20 protein-coding genes are annotated in these 26,107 nt (G+C 40.1%); 15 read left to right on the top strand and 5 right to left on the bottom strand.

The features are described from left to right. Positions 1–17: 17 nt before the first annotated feature. The 9 genes from skfB to AXI57_RS05740 all read left to right on the top strand — a co-directional run bounded on the left by skfB (position 18) and on the right by AXI57_RS05740 (position 15,844). Positions 18–1,250, top strand: coding sequence for a sporulation killing factor system radical SAM maturase (skfB, locus tag AXI57_RS05780; protein ID WP_061669520.1), 1,233 nt, complete (start codon positions 18–20; stop codon positions 1,248–1,250). Then, positions 1,247–2,737: a sporulation killing factor biosynthesis protein SkfC gene (gene skfC, locus AXI57_RS05775; RefSeq protein WP_061669519.1), complete on the top strand. Its 1,491-nt coding sequence runs from the start codon at positions 1,247–1,249 to the stop codon at positions 2,735–2,737. Before skfB ends, skfC begins: the two co-directional genes overlap by 4 nt. An 18-nt stretch (positions 2,738–2,755) precedes the next feature. Further along, positions 2,756–3,478 carry a sporulation killing factor ABC transporter ATP-binding protein SkfE gene (gene skfE, locus AXI57_RS05770; RefSeq protein WP_061669518.1) on the top strand — a complete coding sequence of 241 codons (723 nt, stop codon included), beginning with the start codon at positions 2,756–2,758 and terminating at the stop codon, positions 3,476–3,478. Next, on the top strand, positions 3,471–4,886 hold the full coding sequence (gene skfF, locus AXI57_RS05765) for a sporulation killing factor system integral membrane protein (RefSeq protein WP_061669517.1): 1,416 nt from the start codon (positions 3,471–3,473) through the stop codon (positions 4,884–4,886). Before skfE ends, skfF begins: the two co-directional genes overlap by 8 nt. A gap of 50 nt (positions 4,887–4,936) precedes the next feature. After that, positions 4,937–5,452: a HEAT repeat domain-containing protein gene (locus tag AXI57_RS05760; protein ID WP_061669516.1), complete on the top strand. Its 516-nt coding sequence runs from the start codon at positions 4,937–4,939 to the stop codon at positions 5,450–5,452. Positions 5,453–5,456: 4 nt separating this feature from the next. Continuing rightward, entirely contained in the window at positions 5,457–5,882 is a 426-nt protein-coding gene (locus tag AXI57_RS05755) for a TlpA family protein disulfide reductase (protein WP_061669515.1), read from the top strand. 442 nt (positions 5,883–6,324) lie between these two features. After that, positions 6,325–7,302, top strand: coding sequence for a SagB/ThcOx family dehydrogenase (locus AXI57_RS05750; protein WP_061669514.1), 978 nt, complete (start codon positions 6,325–6,327; stop codon positions 7,300–7,302). 33 nt (positions 7,303–7,335) lie between these two features. Next, positions 7,336–14,346 carry a non-ribosomal peptide synthetase gene (locus AXI57_RS05745; RefSeq protein WP_061669513.1) on the top strand — a complete coding sequence of 2,337 codons (7,011 nt, stop codon included), beginning with the start codon at positions 7,336–7,338 and terminating at the stop codon, positions 14,344–14,346. 55 nt (positions 14,347–14,401) lie between these two features. Continuing rightward, positions 14,402–15,844: a pyridoxal phosphate-dependent decarboxylase family protein gene (locus AXI57_RS05740; RefSeq protein WP_061669512.1), complete on the top strand. Its 1,443-nt coding sequence runs from the start codon at positions 14,402–14,404 to the stop codon at positions 15,842–15,844. A gap of 345 nt (positions 15,845–16,189) precedes the next feature. Here the strand turns inward: AXI57_RS05740 and AXI57_RS05735 are convergent, their stop codons facing one another. The 3 genes from AXI57_RS05735 to AXI57_RS05725 form a co-directional block, all read right to left on the bottom strand. Beyond that, positions 16,190–17,032, bottom strand: coding sequence for an aldo/keto reductase (locus AXI57_RS05735; protein WP_061669511.1), 843 nt, complete (start codon positions 17,030–17,032; stop codon positions 16,190–16,192). 187 nt (positions 17,033–17,219) lie between these two features. Beyond that, a complete protein-coding gene (locus tag AXI57_RS05730; protein ID WP_061669510.1) occupies positions 17,220–17,912 on the bottom strand; it encodes an LrgB family protein in 693 nt (230 codons plus the stop codon). Continuing rightward, positions 17,882–18,286 carry a CidA/LrgA family protein gene (locus tag AXI57_RS05725; protein ID WP_003327899.1) on the bottom strand — a complete coding sequence of 135 codons (405 nt, stop codon included), beginning with the start codon at positions 18,284–18,286 and terminating at the stop codon, positions 17,882–17,884. The genes AXI57_RS05730 and AXI57_RS05725 overlap by 31 nt, the downstream gene beginning before the upstream one ends. Positions 18,287–18,490: 204 nt before the next feature. Here AXI57_RS05725 and AXI57_RS05720 point away from each other — a divergent pair, with 204 nt between their 5' ends. From AXI57_RS05720 to AXI57_RS05705, 4 genes are all read left to right on the top strand, one after another. Next, positions 18,491–18,925 (top strand): MarR family winged helix-turn-helix transcriptional regulator, encoded by a 435-nt coding sequence (locus AXI57_RS05720; RefSeq protein ID WP_061669509.1) that lies wholly within the window; start codon positions 18,491–18,493, stop codon positions 18,923–18,925. 473 nt (positions 18,926–19,398) lie between these two features. Next, on the top strand, positions 19,399–20,787 hold the full coding sequence (locus tag AXI57_RS05715; RefSeq protein ID WP_003327901.1) for an amino acid permease: 1,389 nt from the start codon (positions 19,399–19,401) through the stop codon (positions 20,785–20,787). A gap of 230 nt (positions 20,788–21,017) precedes the next feature. Beyond that, complete coding sequence (locus AXI57_RS05710; RefSeq protein WP_003327902.1) at positions 21,018–21,266, top strand: sigma-G-dependent sporulation-specific acid-soluble spore protein CsgA; 249 nt, start codon at positions 21,018–21,020, stop codon at positions 21,264–21,266. A 27-nt stretch (positions 21,267–21,293) separates the two neighbouring features. Next, on the top strand, positions 21,294–21,485 hold the full coding sequence (locus tag AXI57_RS05705) for a YbxH family protein (RefSeq protein ID WP_061669508.1): 192 nt from the start codon (positions 21,294–21,296) through the stop codon (positions 21,483–21,485). Positions 21,486–21,534: 49 nt separating this feature from the next. Here AXI57_RS05705 and blaOXA read toward each other — a convergent pair whose 3' ends face one another. Beyond that, complete coding sequence (gene blaOXA / locus AXI57_RS05700; RefSeq protein ID WP_061669546.1) at positions 21,535–22,338, bottom strand: class D beta-lactamase; 804 nt, start codon at positions 22,336–22,338, stop codon at positions 21,535–21,537. Positions 22,339–22,605: 267 nt separating this feature from the next. Between blaOXA and AXI57_RS05695 the strand changes: the two genes are divergently transcribed. Continuing rightward, on the top strand, positions 22,606–23,856 hold the full coding sequence (locus AXI57_RS05695) for a CYP152 family fatty-acid peroxygenase CypC (protein ID WP_061669545.1): 1,251 nt from the start codon (positions 22,606–22,608) through the stop codon (positions 23,854–23,856). Between the two features lie 87 nt (positions 23,857–23,943). Here AXI57_RS05695 and AXI57_RS05690 read toward each other — a convergent pair whose 3' ends face one another. Continuing rightward, complete coding sequence (locus AXI57_RS05690) at positions 23,944–24,204, bottom strand: hypothetical protein (protein ID WP_061669507.1); 261 nt, start codon at positions 24,202–24,204, stop codon at positions 23,944–23,946. Positions 24,205–24,469: 265 nt separating this feature from the next. Here AXI57_RS05690 and AXI57_RS05685 point away from each other — a divergent pair, with 265 nt between their 5' ends. After that, entirely contained in the window at positions 24,470–26,089 is a 1,620-nt protein-coding gene (locus tag AXI57_RS05685) for an APC family permease (protein WP_061669506.1), read from the top strand. Positions 26,090–26,107: the final 18 nt, after the last annotated feature.

The following is a 26,107-nucleotide window of genomic DNA, read 5'->3' as shown; positions in this document are numbered from 1 at the left end:
CTTAAGGGGGATTTTATATGTCAAATGATCGTGTTAAAGATTTTGATTTGCCCGAGTTAGCGGTTCATTTACAGCCTCATGGTGCTGTAATGATTGATAGAAAAAGTATGTTTTATTTTAGACTCAGTGGCCGTGGAGCACAGTTGGCGTTTTTGTTATCAAAAAACAAAAACCTTCATAAAACGGCACGTATTTGGGAGATTATGAAAAAAGAAGAGATGAGTGCTGAACAATTAAAAGAAGAGCTTAGTGCCCATCCATTTACGGAGGCTTGGACGGAAGGGCTGTTAGATCAGCCTTTACACGTTTCGGGTTCGCTAGATTCATATTTACCTATTAGTTGTACCTTGCAGTTGACAAATGCTTGTAATTTAAGCTGTTCATTTTGCTATGCCAGCTCAGGTAAACCATATCCTCAGGAACTATCTAGTGAACAATGGATATTGGTTATGCAAAAGCTAGCAGCCCATGGAGTTGCTGATATTACGCTGACCGGGGGTGAAGCAAAGCTGATCAAAGGGTTTAAAGAATTAGTCGTTGCTGCAAGTTCGTTGTTTACCAATGTGAATGTATTTAGTAATGGATTGAACTGGCGAGATGACGAAGTTGAATTACTCAGTTACTTAGGCAATGTTTCTGTACAGATTAGTATTGATGGTATGGATGATACACATGACCAATTAAGAGGCAGAAAAGGCGGCTTTAAAGAAAGTATGAATACCATTAAAAAATTATCAGAAGCAAACATTCCAGTGATTGTCGCTATGACCATTAATGAGTCCAATGCTGATGAAGTATCAGATGTGGTGGAGCAATGTGCCAATGCGGGTGCTTTTATCTTTCGTGCAGGAAAAACGTTATCTGTTGGACGTGCGACAGAAGGCTATAAGGCTTTGGATATTGATTTTGAAGAAATGGTTCAAATGCAGCTTAGGGAAGCACGTCATAAATGGGGAGATTGCCTGAATATAATTGATTGGGAGCACGAAGAGAGTTCTTTCACAACAGATTTTTGTACACCAGGATATCTTGCTTGGTATATAAGAGCAGATGGATACGTAACTCCTTGCCAATTAGAAGATTTGCCGCTAGGGCATATTTTAGAAGATAGCATGGCGGACATTGGTTCACCTGCTCGTTTGCTTCAGTTAAAATGTGAAGCTAAAAATTGCAAATGTATAGGGAAAATTGAGCTATCTGAACCGGACTTGCCTTTTCAAAAAGAAGTCAAGGCAGGGATTCAGGAATGAATAGTCTATCATTGGTGTTCTGGAGTATTTTAGCGGTTGTTGGATTACTGTTATTTATTAAATTCAAACCCCCAACAATTGCTTCACTACTCTTAAGCAAAGATGAGGCAAAAGAAATAAGCATTCAATTTATAAAAGAGTTTGTTGGGATTGATGTAGAGAACTGGGATTTTTATTCGGTATATTGGTATGACCACGATACAGTGAATAAACTTCATCACTTAGGCATACTTAAGAAAAATAGAAAGGTTTTATATGATGTTGGATTGGTTGAATCATGGAGAGTCCGTTTCGTTCACCAAAATCAATCATTTGTAGTTGGTGTCAATGCCAATCGAGAAATCACTTTTTTTTATGCGGATGTTCCGAAAAAGTCCCTTTCGGGGAAGTTCGAACAAGTTTCTCCAGAGACACTCAAGCAGAGGTTAATGGCTTCACCTGATGGACTTTGGTCTAAAGCAAATATGACTGGTACTGGTAAAAAAGAGGAGGATTTTCGAGAGGTCAGTACTTATTGGTACATAGCGGAAGCGGGAGATATTCGGCTCAAGGTGACTGTTGAATTACAGGGCGGCCGAATTTCTTATATTGGTACTGAACAAGAAATACTAACTGATCAAATGAATAAAGTCATTCGAGATGAACAAGTGGAATCGACATTCGGAGTATCTGGTATGCTGGGTTCAGCTTTAGCGATGATCCTTGCGATTCTCATCCTTGTATTTATGGATGTTCAAACAAGCATAATCTTCAGTCTTGTTCTGGGTTTGTTGATTATAATATGCCAGTCATTGACGCTGAAAGAAGATATTCAATTGACAATTGTAAATGCTTATGATGCAAGAATGAGTGTCAAAACGGTCAGTTTATTAGGCGTTTTGTCTACACTTCTTACAGGATTATTAACAGGATTTGTAGTATTTATATGTTCATTGGCAGGAAATGCGCTTGCTGGTGATTTTGGATGGAAAACGTTTGAACAACCAATGGTTCAGATTTTCTATGGAATAGGAGCAGGGCTCATTAGTTTGGGAGTGACTTCTCTGCTGTTTAACTTATTGGAGAAAAAGCATTATTTACGAATTTCTCCTGAGCTTTCTAACCGAACTGTCTTTCTATCAGGTTTTACCTTTAGGCAAGGATTGAATATGAGCATACAAAGTTCAATTGGAGAAGAGGTCATCTATCGGCTGTTAATGATTCCAGTCATTTGGTGGATGAGTGGAAATATCATCATCTCCATTATTGTATCTTCCTTTTTATGGGCGGTGATGCACCAAGTAACTGGATATGACCCAAGGTGGATACGTTGGCTGCATCTATTTATATTCGGTTGCTTTCTGGGAGTTCTCTTTATCAAATTTGGTTTTATTTGTGTATTAGCAGCTCATTTCATTCATAATTTAGTACTCGTCTGTATGCCGCTGTGGCAGTTTAAGCTTCAGAAACATATGCATCATGATCAGCTAAAGCATACTTCACTCTAATGATTAGGAGAAGATTTGATGCAATTGATGCAAGTGCAAAATTTAAGCAAATGCTATCGGAATGGTGATGGAGTTGAACAATTGTCTTTCTCAATTCAACGAGGAGAAATCGTGGCGCTATTGGGACCAAATGGAGCTGGAAAAACAACGACAATTCGATGTTTGACAGGTCTCTATAAGCCGGATAAAGGAGAAATCCTCATTGAGGGTTCTCCTCCAGGACATATAAATGTTCAAAAAAAAGTCGCGCTTATTCCTGATCAGCCATATCTGTATCCCGCTTTAACCGCTGCTGAACATATTCAGTTCAGGGCAAGAGGGTATCATCCAGGTAAAAAGGATGTAAAAGAAAGGGTTTATCATGCATTGAAGGAAGTGCACTTGGAGGAAAAAGCAAACCAATTGTGTGGTCAGCTGTCAAGAGGCCAAAAGCAGCGGGTTGTCTTGGCGGGGGCGATTGTTCAAGACGCTTTGCTGTATATATTAGACGAACCGACTGTGGGCCTTGATATCCCATCAAAACAGTGGCTCTCTAACTGGTTAAAAACCAAAACCGATCAAGGATGCTCAGCATTTGTATCAACTCATAGTCTAGAGTTTGTTTTAGAGACAGCAGACAGGGTGATATTAATTAGAGACGGCAAACTCATGCAGAATTTGTATGTTCCTCAATTCGAAGAAGAACAAACGGAATGGAGAAAAGAAGTGATTCGTCTTCTGGGGGAATGGTCAGATGAATAATATCATTTCTTTTTTATGGCTTCAGTCAAAAAGGCGTTTTGTCAGTCAAGGTCAGGAAAAAAAAATGCCTTTTTTGATCATGCTCCTTTTTATTGGGGCCATCGGATTTCAAGTAAGTTTTGTTTCTAGATCTACGACATGGGATATGAGTATTGCTGGTTGGGTACTTACAGGTGTTTTTATCCTTTATACGGCATTTGGACTTTTTTCAAATCGATTACCAAGTCAAATGGCAGATATTATATGGCTTTATGGCACTGCCACATCTTTTTCAAAAGTTGTGTATAGTGTTTTATTTTTCAGCGTCACTTGGAAGGCGTTGCTTTGGATCATCTCAGCCATATTCGGTGATGTATTAATTGTGCTTCTGTCTGGTGAGCATATCAATTTACTAGGCCGATCCATAATTTTTGTAGGGCTCTTTTTTATCGCTGAAGTGTGGTTGATGTCGGTCTCTTGTGCCAGAACAGTGAAGAAAATGAAAAGGGTATACGTTTCAGTCTTTCTTCTAATGTTAGGCATTTACTCCATATGTCTTTATCACTTCTTCTTTCTCCAACATTCATCTGAGATATGGGAGGGCATTGGCCGTTTTATTAGTGGCGTGGGAGTAGTGTTTGATACATTGTCACCGTTGTATGTGGTTGTATTTATTGGGATCATCACAGTCTCTTTTATGACAATTGCTTTTACGAGCAGTCAGGTAGAAATGAAGGAATCGTTGGTGAAAGAAGCTGAATTCTGGGAGGAATTTCAAGAACGTCAATTTGGTTCAGGTCAAATGATACAGAAACCAAAAACGACTTGGTGGGGCTTACAAGGTCTAAATGGCATTTGGTCTTTTCTGTGGTTGGAACTGTTGCTTGTTAAAAAATATTTATTTTTTCATAGCATTCATACGGTCATGCTCAGTGGCGTCTTTTATGTCGTCATTTTCATGTATCCAGAATGGTTTTATCTTCTTTTCTTTCTCATCGTCTCGGCAGTCATGTTAAGTTCCTATTATTCAGGAATTGTCAGACATTCTCAATCAGGCACCCTTCATTTATTCCCCGGTGCCCTTTGGAAAAAAATCATTATTCTAGAGCTGACGAATACAGTCTGGTTGTTTATTCTCTACTGTGTCTCTATTGCATTTATGGCAGTTGATAATTTAGTTTATTGGTATGTATATGGATTGGGGATATATATATGGTTCATGACAATAAGACTATTTGCTTTTACCAATACAAGTCGAAAAGATCTTAAGATTTCATTGCCTCAATACTACAAGTCATTTTTTATGGCATTAGGGTTGAGTGGCATTTGTTTGTATGGCATTCATTTACTGACGGCTGGTTGGTATACATTAATGGTGGTTGTCTGTGTAGGAAGCCTTTGTTGGTGCCTGTTTTATCGTTTCAGATAGTGGACTGATATGGAGAGTGTTTGTTTGAAAACGAGGAGAGGTGTTCTTTTATGAAATCAAATGGTGATGAATTGTCGTTATCTGTTCAGAATTTAGCGAATACAAATGAGATCACAATTGTTCAAGCGATAGGGGAGCTAAAGAAGTCAGGAAAAGATGCAATACCTGTTTTGGTTGAGGCTTTAAAAGATGAAGGCTCTTTGCGTAATATCGCTGCGGCTGTTTTAGGTGAGTTTGGGGAAGATGCGAGTGAAGCAGCGGAAGAACTATCACGTCTATTAAAAAGTCATGCAGAAGATACAAGAATGGCTGCGGCCATTTCACTCATGAGAATTGGGAAACCCAGCCTCCCCTTTGTCATCAAAATCGCTCAAGATAGTGAAGGACAATCATGCTTTTGGGCATCTTGGTGTATTGCATGGATCGATCCGTCTCACATTGAACCGAAGATGTATGAGTGCCTAAAACGCGAGCATGAACATCCTTCAGGAATGGTTGCTCCGTTTGCGGCTGAAGAGGCATTAGGAAAGCTGATTGCTTTTCAGCTGAAAGATCAGGAGGACTGAAAGGATGAAAGCTGAACAAATGTTGACTGAATGGCCAAGTCATTTACCCTGGTTGAATCAATCACAAGATGATTTGACATTTCCAAGTGATACATATCATCTTCTTTATTTTTGGTCGATCAGCTGTCCGAACTGTCACCAATTAACAGACAAAGTTCTTCATGATATAAAGGATATGAATGTGAAAATAATCGGAGTGCATGTTCCTTATATAGAAGAAGAGAAATCTATGGAGGTTGTTTCAACGTATGCTTTTGATAAGGGAATGACTATTCCGATTGTATTAGACCAAAACTATGAAATCGTCACAGCTTGTCACGTACAAGGCATCCCCAGCTTTTGTCTCTTAAGTCAATATGGTCAGATCGTTGCTAAAACAATGGGAGATGTTGGTTGGGATAAGATGGTGAAAAAGATCAGAGGCTTATAAATCTTTCCGTCGTAAGTAAGTGCGACAAACGGTTGAAATATTATGTTAAAACGATCCTTCCTGAGCAGGAAGGTTTTTTAATGTAGAAATATTTACTATTAGTGGATTAAATTAACAAAATATTCTGTCTATTCTTCGAATGTACGCCTTTCCGTAAGGGCAAAGTCAAATAAGAAAATAAAACTGTACCAAAGTTAATCAGTTATTTATTTTCATATCGTATCCTTTCAGTATCAGGTGAGATGAAGAGGGTGAGAAACGAATAGGTAAGCAAAGATTAAACCTTAAATACGAAGTAGAAATTCATGGATTGATAGAGTTATTTTTTAGCAGGGAATAGAATCATACTTATAGAATAGTTTTATGTACGATATAAAGGTTGTTTTTTTGTGGGTTGGAAGATTGCATTTTTAAAATAAATTAACCTTTTATGGAGGGGAATATGAGCGAGCAAATTTATTATTGGTCTCCTATTAAGCATTGGGAAAAGTGGGATAATGGAGTTTTGATAGGGGAAACGAGATATACAGGAGTTGTGTCTGAGTGGTTTCCCGAGTTTTATTTTCTTGCTCAAAAGGGGGTGACGGTCAGTCAGCTATTAGAGCGCTTTTCGTTAGGGAGTGAAGAAGAGGCACAAAAAATAGCAGAACTTATGATAAAGAATCGGGTGTTAGTAAGTAACATATTACATCCAAGAGAAGTATTCTCCACACAAGAAAAAATTTTTCCGAATCCATATAGTGATCAGATTCGCTTCTCTAAAGATGATCTAGATAAGTATATCAGTGAACAATTAAATCGAATGCATCCTGCTGTGCGGTCAACCGGAATTCAGCTCGAACCAAAAGATGAGCTTCCCGCCATGATCAGGGAGCGCAGATCTTGCCGCCAATTTGATATGAAAAACCCCGTACCTTTTTCAGAAATTTCGCAACTGTTTTCAACTTTCAAACAGAGGAAAGAAGAAAAAATCTACTACCATTACGCCAGTGCGGGCGGAGTTTATCCCATTGATATTTTTGTCTATATAAAACCGAAACGTGTAGAAGGTGTGAAAGCTGGTTTTTATTATTATAGCCCATCAGAGAATAGTCTTTTGCTTGTAAACAACATTGACCAAGTAATCAAGAGTGACCATGAGATGATTAACCAGGAATTATTTACCCAGTCTGCCTTTTCGGTTTATCTAGTCTATAATGCAAACGCCTCCATTCCTAAATATGGTTCAGATGGCTATTTATTTGCTTGCATTGAATCAGGCATCATCACTGCTACGTTAAATATGGTGGCTGAGACATTAAACTTGGGAATTTGTTCCGTTGGGCATATGAAATTTGAGGATATTCATCGCTTTTTAAGTTTGGACAACCATCAAGTATTTCTCCACGGGATTGAAGTTGGGTTAAAAATCAGCGAATAGATAGAAATTAATGTTAAGGGGCTGAAGATAAAAATGCAAATTAAAGATCTGAGTTCGATTCATGAGTATAAAGTGACAGAATCGTTTTGGAAAGAGCAATTATCTTCCGATGTACCCGATTATTCGTTATTTAATAGCGGTTATCAAATGAATAAAGACAATCCATGCGGCCATGTTCAAGTCATAATGGATGCAGAGCTTAGTCAAAGTTTACAAAAAGTAAGTAAGTCACAGGATTTATTTTTATTTAACTGGTTACAGGCTGCTTTAAGAGTTTGCTTGGTACATTATACAGACCAAGAAAGGATCACAATCGGGGTTCCTGTAATCGGAAAAGATCACGAACAAAGAGAGAATCTGAATGATTTGCTTCCTATAGGAACTGAAATCGATCCCCATCACTCCTTTAAGCAAGTAGTGGAGCAGGTTCAACAAACGACTTTACTTGGTTATGAAAATCAGCGTTATCCACTCTCTGAATTATTAGCGAAGCTCTATTCAACTCCATTTCAAATCGTTTTGGGGATGGAAGGATTACATAATAAGAGTTCAATAGAAGAATGCTTAGAGAATGAATTAGCCATCTGGATACGAAGAAAATGGAATGAAAAGCATAATGAATTTGAATTTCAATTTTCTTGCAAGTCTCATTCTCTTTTTCCTTTGCAACAGTTTGCTAAATCTTATCTTTATGTTTTAAAGCAAGTGTTGAGAAATCCTGATCTGGCTGTGAAAGACATCTGTATCATTTCGGAAGAAGAAAAAGAGTTGCTGGAAGGATTTAATCAAGTTCAGATGGGCATAGATTTGTCTCAAACATTTCAGGATTTGTTTGAGGAGCAAGTGTTGAAAACCCCAGATCAAATTGCTGTTATTTGTAATGATCAATCTTTGACATATAGAGAATTGAATAAGAAAGCAAATCAATTGGCTTCTGTTCTTCAAAGTAAGGGTGTATCCAAAGAAAGTATTATTGGAGTTATGGTAGATCGATCATTGGAAGTGATTATTGGGATGATGGGGATTTTAAAAGCCGGAGGGGTTTATCTGCCAATCGATCCTCACTATCCCATTGAACGAATTGAATATATGTTACAAGATAGTCAAGCAAAATGGTTACTGAGCAAGCGAACAGAGAAAGAATTGCCGCAATTTGCCGGTGAGGTGTTGTATCTTGATGAGGAACATCTCTTTCAAGGTGAAGAAAGCAATCTAGATCGAGAAAGTGAACCTAATGATTTGGCTTATATTATTTACACATCAGGATCAACAGGAAATCCAAAAGGCGTAATGGTGGAACAGAGATCCCTCGTCCATTTCTTAAGCATTATGAGAGAAAAGCTAAAAGATAATCAGTCGTTCTTGTTTCTTGCCAGTGTTTCTTTTGATATATCTCTGTTAGAAATATGTATCCCTTTAACTCAAGGCTCGAAGGTAGTCATTGCTACAGAGGGACAGTTTGCAACAAAAGAATTGGCTCATTTGGTCAAAGAACATAAGGTGGATTTATGGGAATCGACCCCATCGCGAATGGAATTGATTTTGAGTGATCCAGAAGGGGCAGAGTTTCTAAGAGATTTAAAGGCCATTTTGTTAGCAGGAGAAGCATTTTCGATTGATTTGATTGAAAAAATCCGAAGCATCAGCGAAGCGCAAATTTTAAATATCTATGGTCCGACAGAAACAACCCTTTGTGCAGCATTAAAAGATTTGAGTACCGCCAAAGAAGTGACGATCGGGAAACCTAATCCGAATTATCGTTCTTATGTATTGAATAAATATAGTCAAATGAAACCTTGGGGAATGCCGGGAGAGCTCTGTGTTGCCGGAGTGGCGGTAGCTCGGGGTTATCTTGGCAAATCTAAATTGACAGATGAAAAATTTGTCCCGAATCCTTTTGTGGCTGGAGAAACGATGTATCGTACTGGTGATCTCGTCCGATGGTTACCTAATGGAGAACTTGAATATCTCGGCCGAATGGATCATCAGGTGAAAATACGGGGGTATCGGATCGAATTAGGGGAAATCGAGGCTCAGCTAAAGAGACATCCAGAGATAAGCCGAGCTGTTGTTGTTGATCAGGTAGATGGAAACAGAAAGTTGTTAGCTGCTTACTATGTATCGGATAAGAAGATCCCTTTCGAAGAGCTCAGAAAATATCTAAACAATAAATTGCCTGAGTTTATGATTCCCGAAAAAATGATTCAGGTAAAAGAGATTCCACTGAATCCAAATGGGAAAGTGGATCGAAAAAGGTTGTTGGATTTAACTCAATCAGATCAAATATCCATCCCATATGCCGCCCCGCGTAATCAAATCGAACAGAAATTGGTGCAAGCATGGGAAAAAGTGATGGAGATCGAGCGGATCGGTATTCATGATAACTTTTTTGCCTTAGGAGGAGAGTCAATTAAGGCACTACAGATTATCAACTTATTAGGAAAAGACCATCTGAAAGTAAGTACAAGGGATATTTTTAAACATCTCACGATTGCTCAACTTAGTTCTTGTGTAGAAGTGGAGCAGAAAGAAGAAAGCCTAGATAAAATACCAACCCGTGTTAAAGATTTGTCCAAGCCATTTTCCTTAACAGAAGTTCAGACAGCGTACATGTTAGGGCGTAATCCGCAGTTTGAATTAAGCGGCATTTCACCTCAAACGTATTCTGAATATGAAACAAAATTGGATATCAATCGGCTTTCGCAAAGTTTCCAAAAGGTAATTCAGCGCCATCCTATGTTACGAGCTGTGATCTTGCCAGAGGGAAAACAGCAAATCTTACAAGACGTTCCTGATTATCAGATTGAAATAGAAGATCTCACTGGTTTAGATGATGGGAAACAAAATGTTCGATTGCAAGAAGAACGTTCTCGAATGACCAACCATGTATTTCCTTTGGGGCAATGGCCTTTGTTTGAATTGAAAGCCTTTCTTTTAAAAGAAGACACTTATTTGTTATGTTTTCGATATGATGCTTTATTGATGGACGGGGCAAGCATGAACATTGTTGGACATGATTTGTTGCATTATTATCACAAACCAGATCAAAGATTGGAACCTCTTTCTTTTGATTTTCAAGATTACATGTTCATCTATGATGAAATGGAACAAAGCAAAGAATATAAAAAAGCAAAAGATTATTGGACAAGCAAGCTGCCTGACTTTCCATTTGCCCCTTCTCTGCTGTTAAAAAAGGATCCGGCAGAGATTGCTACACCTACTTTTCAATCACTTACTAAGATTTTGGACAAAGACAAATGGACGAAGTTACGAAAGCTGGCACAAGAGAAAGAAGTGACTCCTTCCGCCCTTCTTTGTACGATATATGGAGAAGTGTTGGCATATTGGAGTAATCAACGTCGATTGGCAATTAATCTGACTGTATTTAACCGTTATCCTGTTCATGAAGAAGTAGAGCAGATTGTGGGAGATTTTACGTCACTCATCTTGTTGGATATGGATATGAATCCAGAGCAATCTTTCTTTACCAGAGTGGAGCAAACTCAATCGACTTTGTTAGATGGACTTGAACATCGTCATTATGATGGAGTTCACTTTATTCGAGATTTTACTCGTTATCACCAAATGAGACCAAAAGCAGTCATGCCAATTGTTTTCACCTCGATGCTGGCAGGCGCAGGTGCTTTTGCTTGGGAGCAGCTTGGCTCTCTCCGCCGTATTCACGCTCGGACGCCGCAAGTATATTTGGATAATGTGGTAATTGAAAAAAATGGAGAGTTATTAATTAGCTGGAACTATGTAGAAGAATTGTTTGATGTTGATGTGATGGAAGCAATGTTTTCTCAATTTGTCGATCTATTGGAACAATTGGTGAAACAAAGAGACGTAACCTTTCTGCAAGTGAAAAAATCGGATCAGACTTTAATTGAGCAGTACAATCAGACAACAGAAAAAATACCTTCCGCTACCCTGTATCAATTGTTTGCAGACCAAGTACAACGTACCCCTGATCAAGTGGCAGTGGTCTTTGAACAAGAGTGGTTGACTTACTTGGATCTTCATCAACGCTCCAATCAAGTTGCTCACTATTTGCAAGAACAAGGGATTGGTCTGGGTGACAGAGTTGGTCTTTTGGCACAGAGACGGGTTGATACGATTGTTAATATGATGGGGATTTTAAAAGCAGGTGCTGCTTATGTACCTATCGATCCCGATCATCCACCAGATCGACAAACATATATCTTAGAAAATAGCTCATGCAAACTTTTGTTGGAATCTGGTCTTTATGAAGAGAAACATTTGTCATCATATACAGCCGAAGATCTGCCTGCCATTGCTGGTCCGGAAGATCTTGCCTATATTATCTATACTTCAGGAAGTACCGGAAAACCAAAAGGAGTGATCATTACTCACCAAGCGGTTGCAAATACCATTCAAGATATCAATCAAAAATATCAGGTGAATGAAGACGATCGCATTATTGGTATCTCCTCTATGTGTTTTGACCTCTCTGTATACGATATTTTTGGAACGTTAAGTACAGGTGCAATGTTGGTGATGATTCGTGATCCGAGAGACATGCAAGAACTGATCCGTACGGTCGAGCGCAGAGGAATTACGATCTGGAATACAGTACCTGCAATCATGGATTTGGCATTGGATCAGGTAGGTTCTCATTTTGAAAATTCTTCCTTGCGTTTGGTCTTACATAGCGGGGATTGGATTCCACTTCCTTTACCAGAAAAAATAAAACGACATTTCCTGGTTGCGGAAGTCATTTCACTGGGAGGGGCAACAGAAGCATCAATTTGGTCGATTTATTATCCAGTCAAACAGGTGGAAGCACACTGGAACAGCATTCCATATGGGATGCCTTTGGCAAACCAAACATATTATGTGCTGAACTACGATAAGAAAATGTGCCCAGTTGGTGTGATCGGTGATTTATATATTGGGGGAGTGGGTCTTGCCCAAGGATATGTGAATGATGAACAGAAAACGAACGAAGTGTTTGTGTCACATCCAGACCTTGGTCTAATTTACAAGACAGGGGATTGTGGCAGGATGCATCCCGAGGGGTATATTGAATTTTTAGGACGTCAAGATTACCAAGTCAAAATTCAAGGATATCGAGTGGAGTTAAAAGAGATCGCCCATTGCCTTCTCACTTACAAACAAGTAGACCAAGCTGTAGTGATTGACCAGACAGATGAGAATGGGATGAAATTTTTAGTTGCATATGTGGTAACTGAGCAAGATATCAGTACAACAGAACTGCGAAAACATTTGCGAGACCACTTGCCAGAGTACATGATCCCTTCTTATTTTGTTTATTTGGAGCGACTGCCCTTGACCCCTAATGGAAAATTAGATCGAAAGGCGCTTCCTGCTCCGGAGAAACAATCAAATGAGGTATATATTGCTCCAAAAACTGAAATGGAAAAAGTATTGACCAGTGTATGGCAAGAAGTGCTCAAAGCAGACCAAATCGGAGTAAATGATCATTTCTTCGCCTTGGGCGGTGATTCGATTAAGGCCATTCAAGTTTCTGTACGACTTTATGCACAAGGATTTCAGTTAGACCCTAAAAGTCTATTTGACTTCCCTGTATTAGGTGATATGGTTCATTCTGTTAAGAGACTAGACCATCCTTCACACTCACAAACAGATGATATAAACAAAAAGAAAGAAGATAAAGTTACATCACTGAATGTTAGTGATAAACCGCTTAATCAATATACGCTTAACAAAATACAAGAAAAAATGCCGGATATAAAAATAGAACGAATCTATCCATTGGCACCCTTCCAACAAGTTATTTATGAACATGCTGTAGCTGAACCCGATACCAATGCTTATTTTGAACAAACGATTTGGACACTTGAGGGGAAACTGGATGTAGATCTCTTTATTCAGTGTTTTCAGCAATTAGTTGATCGTCATGATTCTCTAAGAGCGATTATTGTGCAAGATGAACAAGAACAGCCTTGGCAAGCTGTGTTACATGATGTTCAAATGATTTCAGAGGTACAAAGCTTGATTGAAATGACGAGACAGGAGCAGCAGAAATACTTGAACCAGTGGATGAGTGAAAATTCAGGTCGAGGATTCAATCATGATGAACTCATGACCCGTCTCTGTGTATTTCAACTAGGGAATGACGAGCATAAGGTAGTTTGGAGTGCCCATCATCTATTGTGTGATGGTTGGAGTGTCAGTATTTTGGTAGACGAATTATTCCAACTCTATGAAGCAAAAAATGCGGGAACTACAGTAGAATTACCTCCAGCAAAACCTTTTCAAGCATTCATTGACTGGACTTTAGCGCAAGACCATGAGAAAGCACGCCATTTTTGGCGCGATTATTTATCAGGGTACAATCAGAAAATCAGCATTCCCAAAAAGAAAGTACCAACTCAAAGTAAAGAGTTAAGCTTCACATTTATGGATTTAACGTTGGATGAGGATCTGACCAATCAGTTACGGACATTTGTAACCAAACACCATGTAACCATGAATTCGGCTTTACTAGCTGTATGGGGTATATTGCTTGGCAAATACAATGGAACGAAAGAAGTAGTATTACCCAATCTGGTATCAGTCAGACCTCCCAAAGTGGAAGGGATTGAAAATATGTTTGGTCTGTTCACAAATGTTTTGCCTATCCGAATAGCCTGGGCAGAAACGCAATCTTTTGTGGATCTTCTGCAAAAAGTTCAGCAAGAAACATTGAAATGTAATGAGTATGCTTACTTTTCATTTGTTGAGATCCAAAAACAAAGTGAGTTGAACGATCAGTTGACCGACCATCTTTGGGTATTTGAAAACTATCCCGCCAACCCAGCCATTTTCTCTTCAAATGAGAACAGAAATTTTGCCATCACAGATTACCAAGTCGTTGATGAGCCGCATGTGAAGTACGGAATTATATGCTTCCCTGAAGAGAAACTTACAATGAAGTTTGGATATAATCAAAATATCTATGGAGCGGAGCAAGTACAGGAAATATTGAATCACCTCCATACGTTAATCAAAACGATCGTTCATCATCCAACACAGACAATCGACGATTACCAATTATAAAAAATGAATTGGCGAGCAACAACTCGCCTCTTAAAATTGAATAGGAGTGAAACAAGTGTCGGAAAACCTGCAGTTATCAGCCGAAGAGATGCGTCAGTTAGGATATCAAGCAGTTGATTTGATCATTGATCATATGAATCATTTGAAAAGCAAACCAGTATCCGAAACGATTGATAGTGATATTCTCAGAAACAAGCTGACAGAATCGATCCCAGAAAACGGATCCGATCCGAAAGAGCTCCTTCATTTTCTTAATAGAAACGTGTTTAATCAGATTACCCATGTGGATCATCCTCATTTTTTGGCTTTTGTGCCCGGTCCCAATAATTATGTCGGAGTAGTAGCAGATTTTTTAGCAAGTGGATTTAATGTATTTCCGACAGCTTGGATAGCAGGCGCAGGTGCTGAGCAAATCGAATTAACGACAATCAATTGGTTAAAATCGATGTTAGGATTCCCTGATTCGGCTGAAGGGCTATTTGTAAGCGGAGGTTCCATGGCTAATTTGACCGCGCTTACTGTAGCTAGACAGGCCAAGCTTAATAATGACATAGAAAATGCGGTTGTTTATTTTTCCGACCAGACTCATTTTTCTGTGGATCGGGCACTAAAAGTATTGGGTTTCAAACACCATCAAATTTGCCGAATCGAAACGGATGAACATTTACGAATTTCAGTCAGTGCTTTGAAAAAGCAAATAAAAGAAGATCGAACAAAAGGGAAAAACCCATTCTGTGTCATTGCTAATGCTGGAACAACTAATTGCGGAGCGGTTGATTCCCTCAATGAGTTGGCTGATCTTTGTAATGACGAAGATGTATGGCTGCATGCGGATGGATCCTATGGTGCCCCGGCAATTCTCAGTGAAAAAGGAAGTGCTATGCTTCAAGGAATTCATCGGGCCGATTCCTTGACGCTGGACCCTCATAAATGGCTTTTTCAGCCTTATGATGTAGGCTGTGTACTCATTAGAAACAGCCAGTACTTAAGCAAAACATTTCGTATGATCCCAGAGTATATTAAGGATTCGGAAACAAATGTAGAAGGAGAAATCAATTTTGGAGAATGTGGAATTGAACTTTCGCGCAGATTTAGGGCGTTAAAGGTGTGGCTGTCTTTTAAAGTGTTTGGAGTCGCAGCTTTTCGCCAGGCAATTGATCATGGCATCATGTTGGCTGAACAAGTTGAAGCGTTCTTAGGGAAAGCGAAAGATTGGGAGGTGGTAACACCTGCCCAGTTAGGAATTGTTACCTTTCGTTATATCCCTAGTGAATTAGCATCAACAGATACAATCAATGAAATAAACAAAAAACTGGTGAAAGAAATTACTCACAGAGGATTTGCCATGTTAAGTACGACCGAATTGAAAGAGAAAGTGGTTATTCGACTTTGTTCCATCAACCCGAGGACAACAACAGAAGAAATGCTCCAAATTATGATGAAAATCAAAGCATTGGCAGAGGAAGTAAGCATATCGTATCCATGCGTTACTGAATAAGCTGGACACTTCTTCTCTTACGTTTTGACTTATTTTCTCTTTATTCATTAGATAGTTATTTGCTATATTCAAATGCTTGCTTTCATTAAAAGATAATCTTGCAAGCGCTTCTTTCTTATGAAGAAAGATCAATATTTTTATTTTCCTGTTCATTCATGACATCCATATCATTACTTCCCTCCCAAGCCGGGGAGTTCAGGAAAATGCGGATTTACAACGTTAAGGAAATTCCAATATTAAAAGCCGGATTTCTCAGCATTATAAATGAGAAATTCGGCTTTTTTCGTCTTGAAAAATCTTATTTGCATTATCGCTGCCGTGGTCCTGTTTCTGTCCGTTCTCTTCTTAAAACTCCTCATAAACCGCCGGATCTTGGTCGTTAATTCTTCCATCCGGACGAGAAAGTGAAGCGATTTCCTTCATATCCTTTTCATCAAGTGAGAAATCGAAAATAGAAATGTTTTCAAGCTGACGCTCTGGTGATGCTGATTTTGAAATTGGAATAGCACCTAACTGGCAGTGCCATCGTAAGATCACTTGAGAAATTGTTTTATTATACTTCTCTGCAATTTGCCCAAGCTGCTTATTGTTCAATATCTCACTGGCACGGGCTAAAGGACTCCAAGATTCTGTTTGAATGCCTTGTTCTTCGTGCCATTTATGCTGGTGTTCTTGATTGAAAGCGGGATGCAATTCAATCTGGTTAATACTTGGCTTAACGCCTGTTTCACGTTGAAGCCGTTCAATATGTTCAGGCAAGAAGTTGCAAACGCCAATGGAACGAATAAGACCCCATTTTTTGGCTTCAATTAATGCTTGCCAAGCTTCTGTGTAGTGTCCTTGTTTTGGATTTGGCCAATGAATAAGGTACAAGTCATAGTAATCCAAGTCAGCCCGGTATAAAGACTCTTGGATAGCTGTGACGGCTTTGTCATATTCATGATAGCGTCCGGGAAGTTTGGATGTAATGTATAACTGTTCGCGGGGAACTGAGCTGCGGCGAATGGCTTCTCCAACAGTTCCCTCATTCTCGTAGTTATAAGCGGTGTCGATCAAACGATAGCCAATATCTATGGCGCTGTTAATGGCATTAACTCCTTCATTCCCGTTAAGAGCGTATGTACCAAAGCCGACAGCAGGAATGGTTGTACCATCATTAAGTATCATTTCCGGTATTGCTTTATCCATTAAGAATCCCTCCCTTCCACTCTACTTTACCATTATTCTTACAATTAAAACATGATTATGGAAATGAAGGCGAATGTGATAGATGAGTTGGTGATAAGGGGAAATTTGAGTTGCAAAAATGGCTCTTTGCAGCAGCTGGACGTGCGCATATAAAAAAGCTGACGATAGGCCGTCAGCTTTTTTGCCGTTAAATCTGAAACATCCATGCCACAACCGGGCCGAATACAGAGCCTAATACTGCACACAGCGTCATGGAAACGGAGCTCATGGACACTGTTAATTCCCCGTATTCCATCGCTTTTGAGGTTCCGAGCGCATGTGAGGCGCTGCCGAATGCGATTCCTTTTCCGAGTGAACTGTGGATGCGAATCCATTTGAGAAGCAGCGGTCCGAGGATGACGCCTGAAAAGCCCGCGATCATGACAAACACCACTGTCATGGATGGAACGCCGCCCAGTCCGGTGGCGATCTGAATGGCGACAGGGGTCGTAATGGATTTTGGAATAATAGACAATATCAAATTCCGGTCGATGCCAAACAGTTCTGCGAATAGCAGGCCGCTCACCATTCCTGAAAATAAGCCCGCCAATACGCCTCCTATGATCGGGAAGCTGTATTTGAGTAAGATGCGGCGCTGCTTATAAAGCGGATAAGCTAATGCGACGACAGCGGGGCCGAGCAGTGAATTAATCCATTTTCCGCCGATCATATAGTCTTTATACGGAATGTGAAAGGCGAGAAGCAGCACAATAATCAAAATCGTCGTAGTCAGTACCGGAATGAGAAATGGATAGGAAAAGCGTATATATAAATTTACCATTGCCAAATAAGCGGCAGCCGTTGCTGCAATTATAAGGATTGCGATACATGCTTGCTGCACTTCTTTTTCTCCTTTCGTTTATTAGCTTTATGTTCCAGCAGCTGGCTGGCGTATCCAGCAGCGATCATTGTGACGACGGTGCTCAGCACAATAATGCCAAGCAGAGCGGCTCCGCTTGCTGAAAACAGTGAGGGATAGTTCATCACGCCCGCCATTGCCGGTATAAATAATAATGGAAGAAAAGACAGTAAAAAGCCTGCGCCGTCTTCAATGATTTTCACTGGAACAATCTTAGTCGTTAAACAAATGAGCATGAGGATTAAGCCGATGATGCTTCCCGGAATAGGAAGATGAAACAGCTGATGGGCGGCCTCTCCGATCATGGAAAAAGCGTATAAAATCAAAATTTGTAAAATGATGCGTATAGCTTTCACAACAAGGTGCTGTTCTTTGAAAAAGAACAGCTTCCCCCTTTCTTGGTGACGGTGTCCCGGTGATTTTCTTTACTTTTTGTTCGTATATTTGTAATATACAAATATATGTAGGAAAACCTGTTTTATATGTTTGCAGAGTGAATGTTTATATGTTTGTATTATACAACTAATTATGCTGTTGTCAATTATAAGGAGAGATTCCATTTGCAAAAACAAGATCCGATTGAATTAATTGAATATGAGCTTACCACTTTTATCAGGCGGGCTGTTTATCTGGATACGTCGGACCGGAAAATCGGGAATCTGGAAAGGGCCGCTTATCTGTTATTAAGGCAGTTAGACGAGTTTGGGCCCGCGCGTGTCAAAGAATTGGCAGATTCCTTTAAGCTGGATATTTCCACGATTTCGAGACAAGCCGCGGCCTTGGAGGCGAAAGAGCTGATTTATCGCTTCTCCGATCCTTCTGACGGACGGGTCAGCCTGTTTACGATTACAAAGCTCGGCAAGCAGAAATTAAAAGCTGATAAACAGAAGCGGCTTGAACGGTATCATCGTTTGCTTGAAGATTGGTCAGGTGATGAAAAAGAATTGTTCGGCAAGTTGTTAATACGGCTGAATGAAGGATTTATTGATTCATAAAAAGAATGGGAATTCGTGCCGGACAAGCAGGATTATGGTGTATCTGAAGGAGAATGAAAGAAGGTGAGGAGGTTTCAATCGCTTCACCTATTTTGAATTGGGAATAACGAGGACGTATTGGCGTGGTTCTCCTGATACATTTCTTTTAGATGGGGGGCATGAGATGAAAAGCGAGTGACTATTTTTTTGCGGCTGTCTATCATTTATTATCTTAATATTCATAATTTAATAAAATGAAAGCGATTTCATTTGAAGTGTTCATCTTAAGATCGGAAGGTGTTTACCTGAAAAAAACAATTGTATTTTCCACGGAAATTTATTATGATGAGAAAAGGAAATTGGAGATTTTATAACAAGAGAAAAATAGAAAATTTCCAATATTACGAGAAATGAAGAATGAGTCAGGTTCAAAAAGGTGCACCTTCTGCTTCATTATTTCAAATATATCAGCGCGGTTAAGAGGAGGAAGCGGAGTGGCAAATAAAGAGTTGAAGAGAGGATTAAAAGCGCGTCATATTCAGATGATTGCGTTGGGCGGTACAATTGGTGTTGGTTTATTTATGGGTTCAGCCAGCACGATTAAATGGACGGGTCCGTCTGTTCTGCTTGCTTATGCAATCTGCGGAATATTTATCTTTTTTGTGATGCGTGCGATGGGAGAAATGTTGTATGTAGAGCCAAGTACGGGTTCCTTTGCGACGTTTGGCCATAAGTATATACATCCATTAGCCGGTTATATGACTGCTTGGAGTAACTGGTTCCAGTGGGTGATTGTCGGGATGTCTGAAATTATAGCTGTTGGTTCATACATGCAGTACTGGTTTCCGGATCTGCCTGCTTGGATACCCGGTATCATCGCGATGGCAATTCTTGGAGCGGCGAACTTAATTTCAGTTAAATCATTCGGTGAATTTGAATTTTGGTTTGCGATGATTAAAATCGTTACCATTGTATTAATGATTATTGCTGGGCTCGGTATTATTTTCTTTGGGTTTGGTAACGGCGGACATGCCATCGGATTATCTAATCTTTGGGCACATGGCGGTTTCTTTACAGGCGGTTTCTCTGGATTTTTCTTTGCTTTATCTCTTGTAATCGCAGCTTATCAAGGTGTTGAACTGATTGGGATTACGGCCGGCGAAGCGCAAAATCCGCAAAAAACGTTAACAAGCGCAATTCGCAGTATTATTTGGCGTATTTTAATATTCTATATCGGTGCTATTTTTGTGATTGTCACGGTTTATCCTTGGGACCAGTTGAATTCACTTGGAAGCCCGTTTGTTTCAACTTTCGCAAAAATTGGGATTACAGCAGCGGCTGGTATTATTAACTTTGTCGTGATTACAGCGGCAATGTCCGGCTGTAATAGCGGTATTTTCAGTGCGGGACGTATGCTTTATACATTGGGAGTGAATGGACAAGCGCCGAAATTCTTTGCGAAAATCTCTCGTAATGGTGTGCCGTTATACGGTACGATTGCTGTCCTTATCGGTTTGGCAGTTGGTGTTGTTTTAAACTATATTGCGCCGCCAAAGATATTTGTGTACGTATACAGTGCAAGCGTGCTTCCGGGTATGATTCCATGGTTTATCATTTTGTTCAGCCATATTGGATTCAGAAGAGCAAAAGGTGCTGAGATAGATAAACATCCATTCAAGATGCCTTTTGCGCCTGTGACAAACTACTTAACGATTGCATTCTTAATTATGGTGTTAATCGGTATGGGATTTAATGATGATACACGTATTTCTCTGATTGTAGGGATCATTTTTCTTGGCCTCGTGGTCATTAGTTATTATGCATTCGGGATTGGCAAGCGTGTCCCGCTAGATGTACAAATCGATGATAAAGTGTCGAACTGACGAACTCATCATTCATTTTGATAAAAAATATAAACTGAACCAAAAACCTGTTTTCAATATACAGGTTTTTCTTTTTGGGTTTTATCCAGTCTGGTGATTTCTTGCTGTATGTTTTGTTTACGAAGGTGCAATTTGGAATAAAGTGTCTTGGGTTTTTGAAATTGTTTGTATGAATTATGATCATTTCAGCAACCTATAGAATATAGATCTGAAGCAAAGGAGATCATTGAATGGATAAAACCTTGGGCTATTTACGGGAATCGCTTTCCAATCATCTTGAAAACGATATATGCCAGCGAATTTACAAGAAGATGTTAACTCGGCATTATACGGGGGAAGGCAACTTTGTAAAGGATTTAAATGATGATGAAATGTCTTATCTGAATACTATATTAGAAAAAGAAATCAAGTACGCTCAAAATGAACAAGACCAACAGCGGGCAAGCGAGTTAAACGAGGTTTATGAATTGCTGTTCTGAGGGCAGTAAGGAAAGGCGGGAAGCGGAATGGGTGCCATTGAACGAAATGGCTATACGTTTGAGCCGGAGTTTAGTGTAATCAGACAAAATGGGGCCATTCATGTCTATCATCACGGAAAGTTTGTGGAGGAAATTCGTTTTGAATTCAATAGTGAATTTCCTGATCACGATGAGATAGAAGAATTAGTGAACCATTATTGTTTTGAACATAATATATAGCCAAGCTTAAAAAGTCCTGTATTCCGTATACAGGACTTTTAGGCGTCTTTTAGTTTGTTATCAGATGATACTTTTTTAAAATATCGGTTGTGATGTTTTTCGCTGCGGTTCCTGAGGCATCTACATTTGTGACAAATATATAGGAATGGTTATCCGTTGTAATAAACCCAACAAACCAGCCCAATCCATAGTCTGTTAATCTTGTTCCTGTTTTGCCGTACAGTGTATAGTGATCGCCTTCTTCTTGGATCATCATTCGTTTGACTGTTTTCATAATAGGCTTGTCAAAAGGTAGATCTTCTTTATACAGGCGTTCTATAAAATCTTTCTCTTCCAATGGAGAAATCTTCAAGGAGCTTTGTAACCAAAATTGGTCGATTCCGCCGCTTATGTCTTCATTTCCGTAAGAGATACGATGAAGCCAATCCTTCATCCGGTCTCCGCCGATATCCCTGGCCATCGCTTGATAATACCAGATGACAGAATCGCGCATCGCTGAGCCGAGGGTATGATCCCGGTTCCATGATTCGAATTCGCGCTCTGTCCCGTCCCATCGTTTCACATCATATTCATCACGAACCGCCTTTACTTGCAATCCAATTAAAGCGTTCGGCACTTTAAATGTGGACTGCGGAGTTTGTCTTTCTTTGGCTCTTGATTCATTGTATACAAATGTTTTGTCCTTCTGCACGTCATGGAGTATAAATGTTCCGTCGCGGTCTTTGAAGAATTCGTCTACGTTCAGTTTGCTTACATTCACACTCTTTTCACCAGGCATTTTGGCATCAGCTGATGATGTGCTTCCTAATCCTGCAATCAAAAATAAAATGAATATATACAACCATTTTTTCATACCCGTTCCCTCCCTTTGTTTTTCTTTGAACATTTCTATGTATCCTGCTGTATTGCCTTTTATCTAAGTGTACTGCTTCAGCCAATATATTTGTAAGAATTTTTTATCCGAATGACTGATAGGGCTGCTGCGCATAAAATCGGCTGGGTGTTTCAATACTTAAAGGGTAGATGATGTTTAATTCGTTTTATAACGTGAAAAAAAGAAAGGAAAGGCTTTTATTGTATAAACTGCCAGACAAGACAAAAGGAGTAGATAGTGATGTCAATGGATAAACAGGTCCCGCATGATAAAGCTCTGGACAACAGTCTGGCTATGATGCGGGAAGGATATTTGTTTATTAAAAATAGGGTTGACCGATATCAGTCAGACCTGTTTGAAACGCGCTTGCTGGGGCAAAAGGCGATTTGTATGAGCGGGGAAGAAGCGGCAAAGATATTTTATGATCCTGAGCGAATGAAGCGAAATGGCGCATTGCCGAAGCGATTACTGAAGACGTTATTTGGCGTAGATGCCATTCAGACGATGGATGGTGATGCTCATACTCATCGAAAGCTTCTTTTTATGTCATTAATGACGCCGCCGCATCAAAAACGATTAGCCGAGCTTGCCATGGATCAGTGGCTGGCCGCTCTCAGTAAATGGGAAGGTGCAGAGAAGGTAGAGCTTTTTGAGGAAGCCAAGAACGTGTTATGCAAAATTGCCTGCCAGTGGGCCGGGGTTCCCCTGGAAGAATCGGAAGTCAAAGAGCGTGCGGATGACTTCAGTGCGATGGTGGATGCATTTGGGGCTGTTGGGCCGCGGCACTGGAAAGGCAGAAGAGCGAGACCGAGAGCTGAAGAGTGGATTCGGGACATTATTGAAAATGTGCGAGCCGGAAAGACGGAAGCTGAGAAAGGAACGGCGCTTTATGAAATGGCATTTCACACTGAACTGGATGGAAGCCGGCTGGATACCCAAATGGCTGCGGTTGAACTCATCAATGTGTTGCGGCCTATTGTGGCGATTTCAACCTTTATCACGTTTTCTGCTTTAGCATTACATAATCATCCAGAGTATAAAGAAAAGCTGAAGTCAGGAAATGGCGATGATCTTGAAATGTTTGTCCAGGAAGTTCGGCGCTTCTATCCGTTTGGCCCTTTTCTTGGTGCCCAGGCGCGAAAAGATTTTGTTTGGAATCAATGCGAATTCAAAGAAGGAATGCTGGTTTTGCTTGATCTATACGGTACGAATCATGACGCTCGCCTGTGGGAAGATCCGAATGAATTCCGTCCGGAACGATTTAAGGATCGGAAGGACCAGTTATTTGATTTAATTCCCCAAGGAGGGGGCGATCCTGCCAAGGGACACCGCTGTCCGGGTGAGGGTATTACGATCGAAGTTATGAAAGTAACTCTCGATTTTCTTATTAACCACATTGAATATGAAGTTCCTGAGCAAGATCTAAGTTACAGTTTGGTCAGAATGCCGTCCTTGCCTGAAAGCGGATTTGTTATGAGCCGTATTAGACGGAAATGAAAATGGCCTGCAAATCATTTGCAGGCCATTTTTTGTTGAATTCGATTTGTGTTTACATGCGAGTTATAAAGCGTGGAAGATCACTCTTTATTTTGTCTTTTCATCATGGTATTGCACGGGAAACATAGAGCCTTCGGACACCATTTTGTTGTCTTCAATATCGTCGGGGTGCGGATTGCCTGCTTTATTTACGGGGAAAGCATCAATGTTTGGCTCACTGGAAAATTTTCTTTTCACATCGTAAATAAAGTTTTTAACCTTTTGGCGGTTTGATTGATCTTTCAATAGATAAGAAGTGATGCCGACAGTTGAAACAGCGAGACCTGAGATTAACAGTTTTTGTTTCATGTTGATGAACTCCTTTCTATTTAAAATTGTTGTTGCAGATTACATTCCCGCTCCCTGTTTTATTAAACCTATTCATGTGTAAAGCTCAAGATGAAAATGTATCTGACATAAATGATCCTTTATTCCTATAAAGGAATATGTTTTACATTGACTTTAAATTATGATTCGATATTTCTCGATAAATATTGACAAAGGAAAGTAATCAGAATAATAATATTATTAGTAAAATAATAAAAATTGCAGTTACATGAAAGGTGTCTCTTATATGAATCAATTACATCGGAGAATGGGAACGTTTGCACTCATGATGGTCGGACTTGGGTCGATGATCGGCTCAGGCTGGTTATTCGGTGCATGGCGGGCAGCGCAGATTGCCGGGCCGGCTGCTATTATTTCTTGGATTATCGGAATGGTCGTTATTTTATTTATTGCGCTTTCTTATAGTGAACTCGGATCAATGTTCCCTGAAGCAGGGGGAATGGTGAAATATACGCAATACTCACACGGTTCGTTTATCGGATTTATTGCAGGGTGGGCCAACTGGATTGCAATTGTATCCGTTATTCCGGTAGAGGCGGTTGCATCTGTTCAGTATATGAGTTCATGGCCTTGGGAATGGGCGAAATGGACAGGCGATCTAGTTCATAATGGCACGCTGACTGGGGAGGGGCTGATATTCGCTTCTGTTTTGCTTGTGATTTATTTTTTGCTGAACTATTGGACAGTCAACTTGTTTTCAAAAGCAAATTCACTGATCACCATTTTTAAAATTATTATACCGGGACTTACAATTGGCGCTCTTGTGTTTGTCGGATTTCATGGAGAGAATTTCACCTCAGGCCAAAGCATTGCGCCAAATGGATGGGCGAGTGTGCTGACGGCTGTGGCGACTTCCGGGATCGTGTTTGCGTTTAACGGTTTCCAGAGTCCGATCAATATGGCGGGGGAAGCAAAGAATCCCGGGAGATCGATTCCCATTGCGGTTGTGGGGTCTCTGTTAGTGGCTACTGTAATTTATGTGCTTTTGCAGGTCGCGTTTATCGGAGCCGTTGACCCTTCGATGATTGCAAATGGCTGGAGCCATCTTAATTTTAATTCTCCTTTTGCCGATTTGGCGATTGCGCTGAATATTAACTGGCTTGTGATTGTTTTGTATGCGGATGCGTTTGTATCACCATCTGGGACGGGGATTACGTATACAGCGACAACTTCCCGGATGATTTACGGCATGGAGAAAAACAAATACTTGCCGAGCGTGTTAGGGAAGCTGCACCCGATTTACGGCGTCCCGCGCCAAGCGATGTTCTTTAATTTGGCTGTTTCATTCATATTTTTATTCTTGTTCAGAGGATGGGGCGTCTTAGCTGAAATCATCTCGGTGGCAACGTTAATTTCATATATTACCGGACCTGTTACCGTTATGACCTTGAGACGGACAGGAAAAGATTTGTATAGGCCGCTTCGCTTAAAAGGCTTAAGCGTGATCGCGCCGCTTGGTTTTATCTTTGCGTCACTCGTGCTGTACTGGGCGCGCTGGCCGTTAACAGGACAGGTGTTATTTATTATCCTGATCGGTCTGCCGATTTACTTCTATTATCAGGCGAAAGCGAAGTGGAAAGGCTTTCGGCAAAACTTCAAAGGCGGCGCCTGGATGGTCTTTTATCTGTTATGTATGATGATGATTTCATACCTGGGCAGTGAAAAATTCGGCGGCCTGAATGTCATTACTTATGGATGGGATATGGCGGTTATTGCCGTTGTATCATTAGGTTTCTATGTGTGGGCGCTTAAGAGCGGCTTCCAGACAGAGTATTTAAAGGATGCGAAAGAGATCAATGATCAGCTGGCAGGTGCGCAGGCTGAAGCCGCTGCCGGGAAAGAATAAAATGATATAAAAAAACCT

Source organism: Bacillus atrophaeus (assembly GCF_001584335.1).
Taxonomy (GTDB): Bacteria; Bacillota; Bacilli; order Bacillales; family Bacillaceae; genus Bacillus; species Bacillus atrophaeus.
Note: the sequence above shows the minus strand (reverse complement) of the source record. Positions and strands in the feature narration are given on the sequence as shown.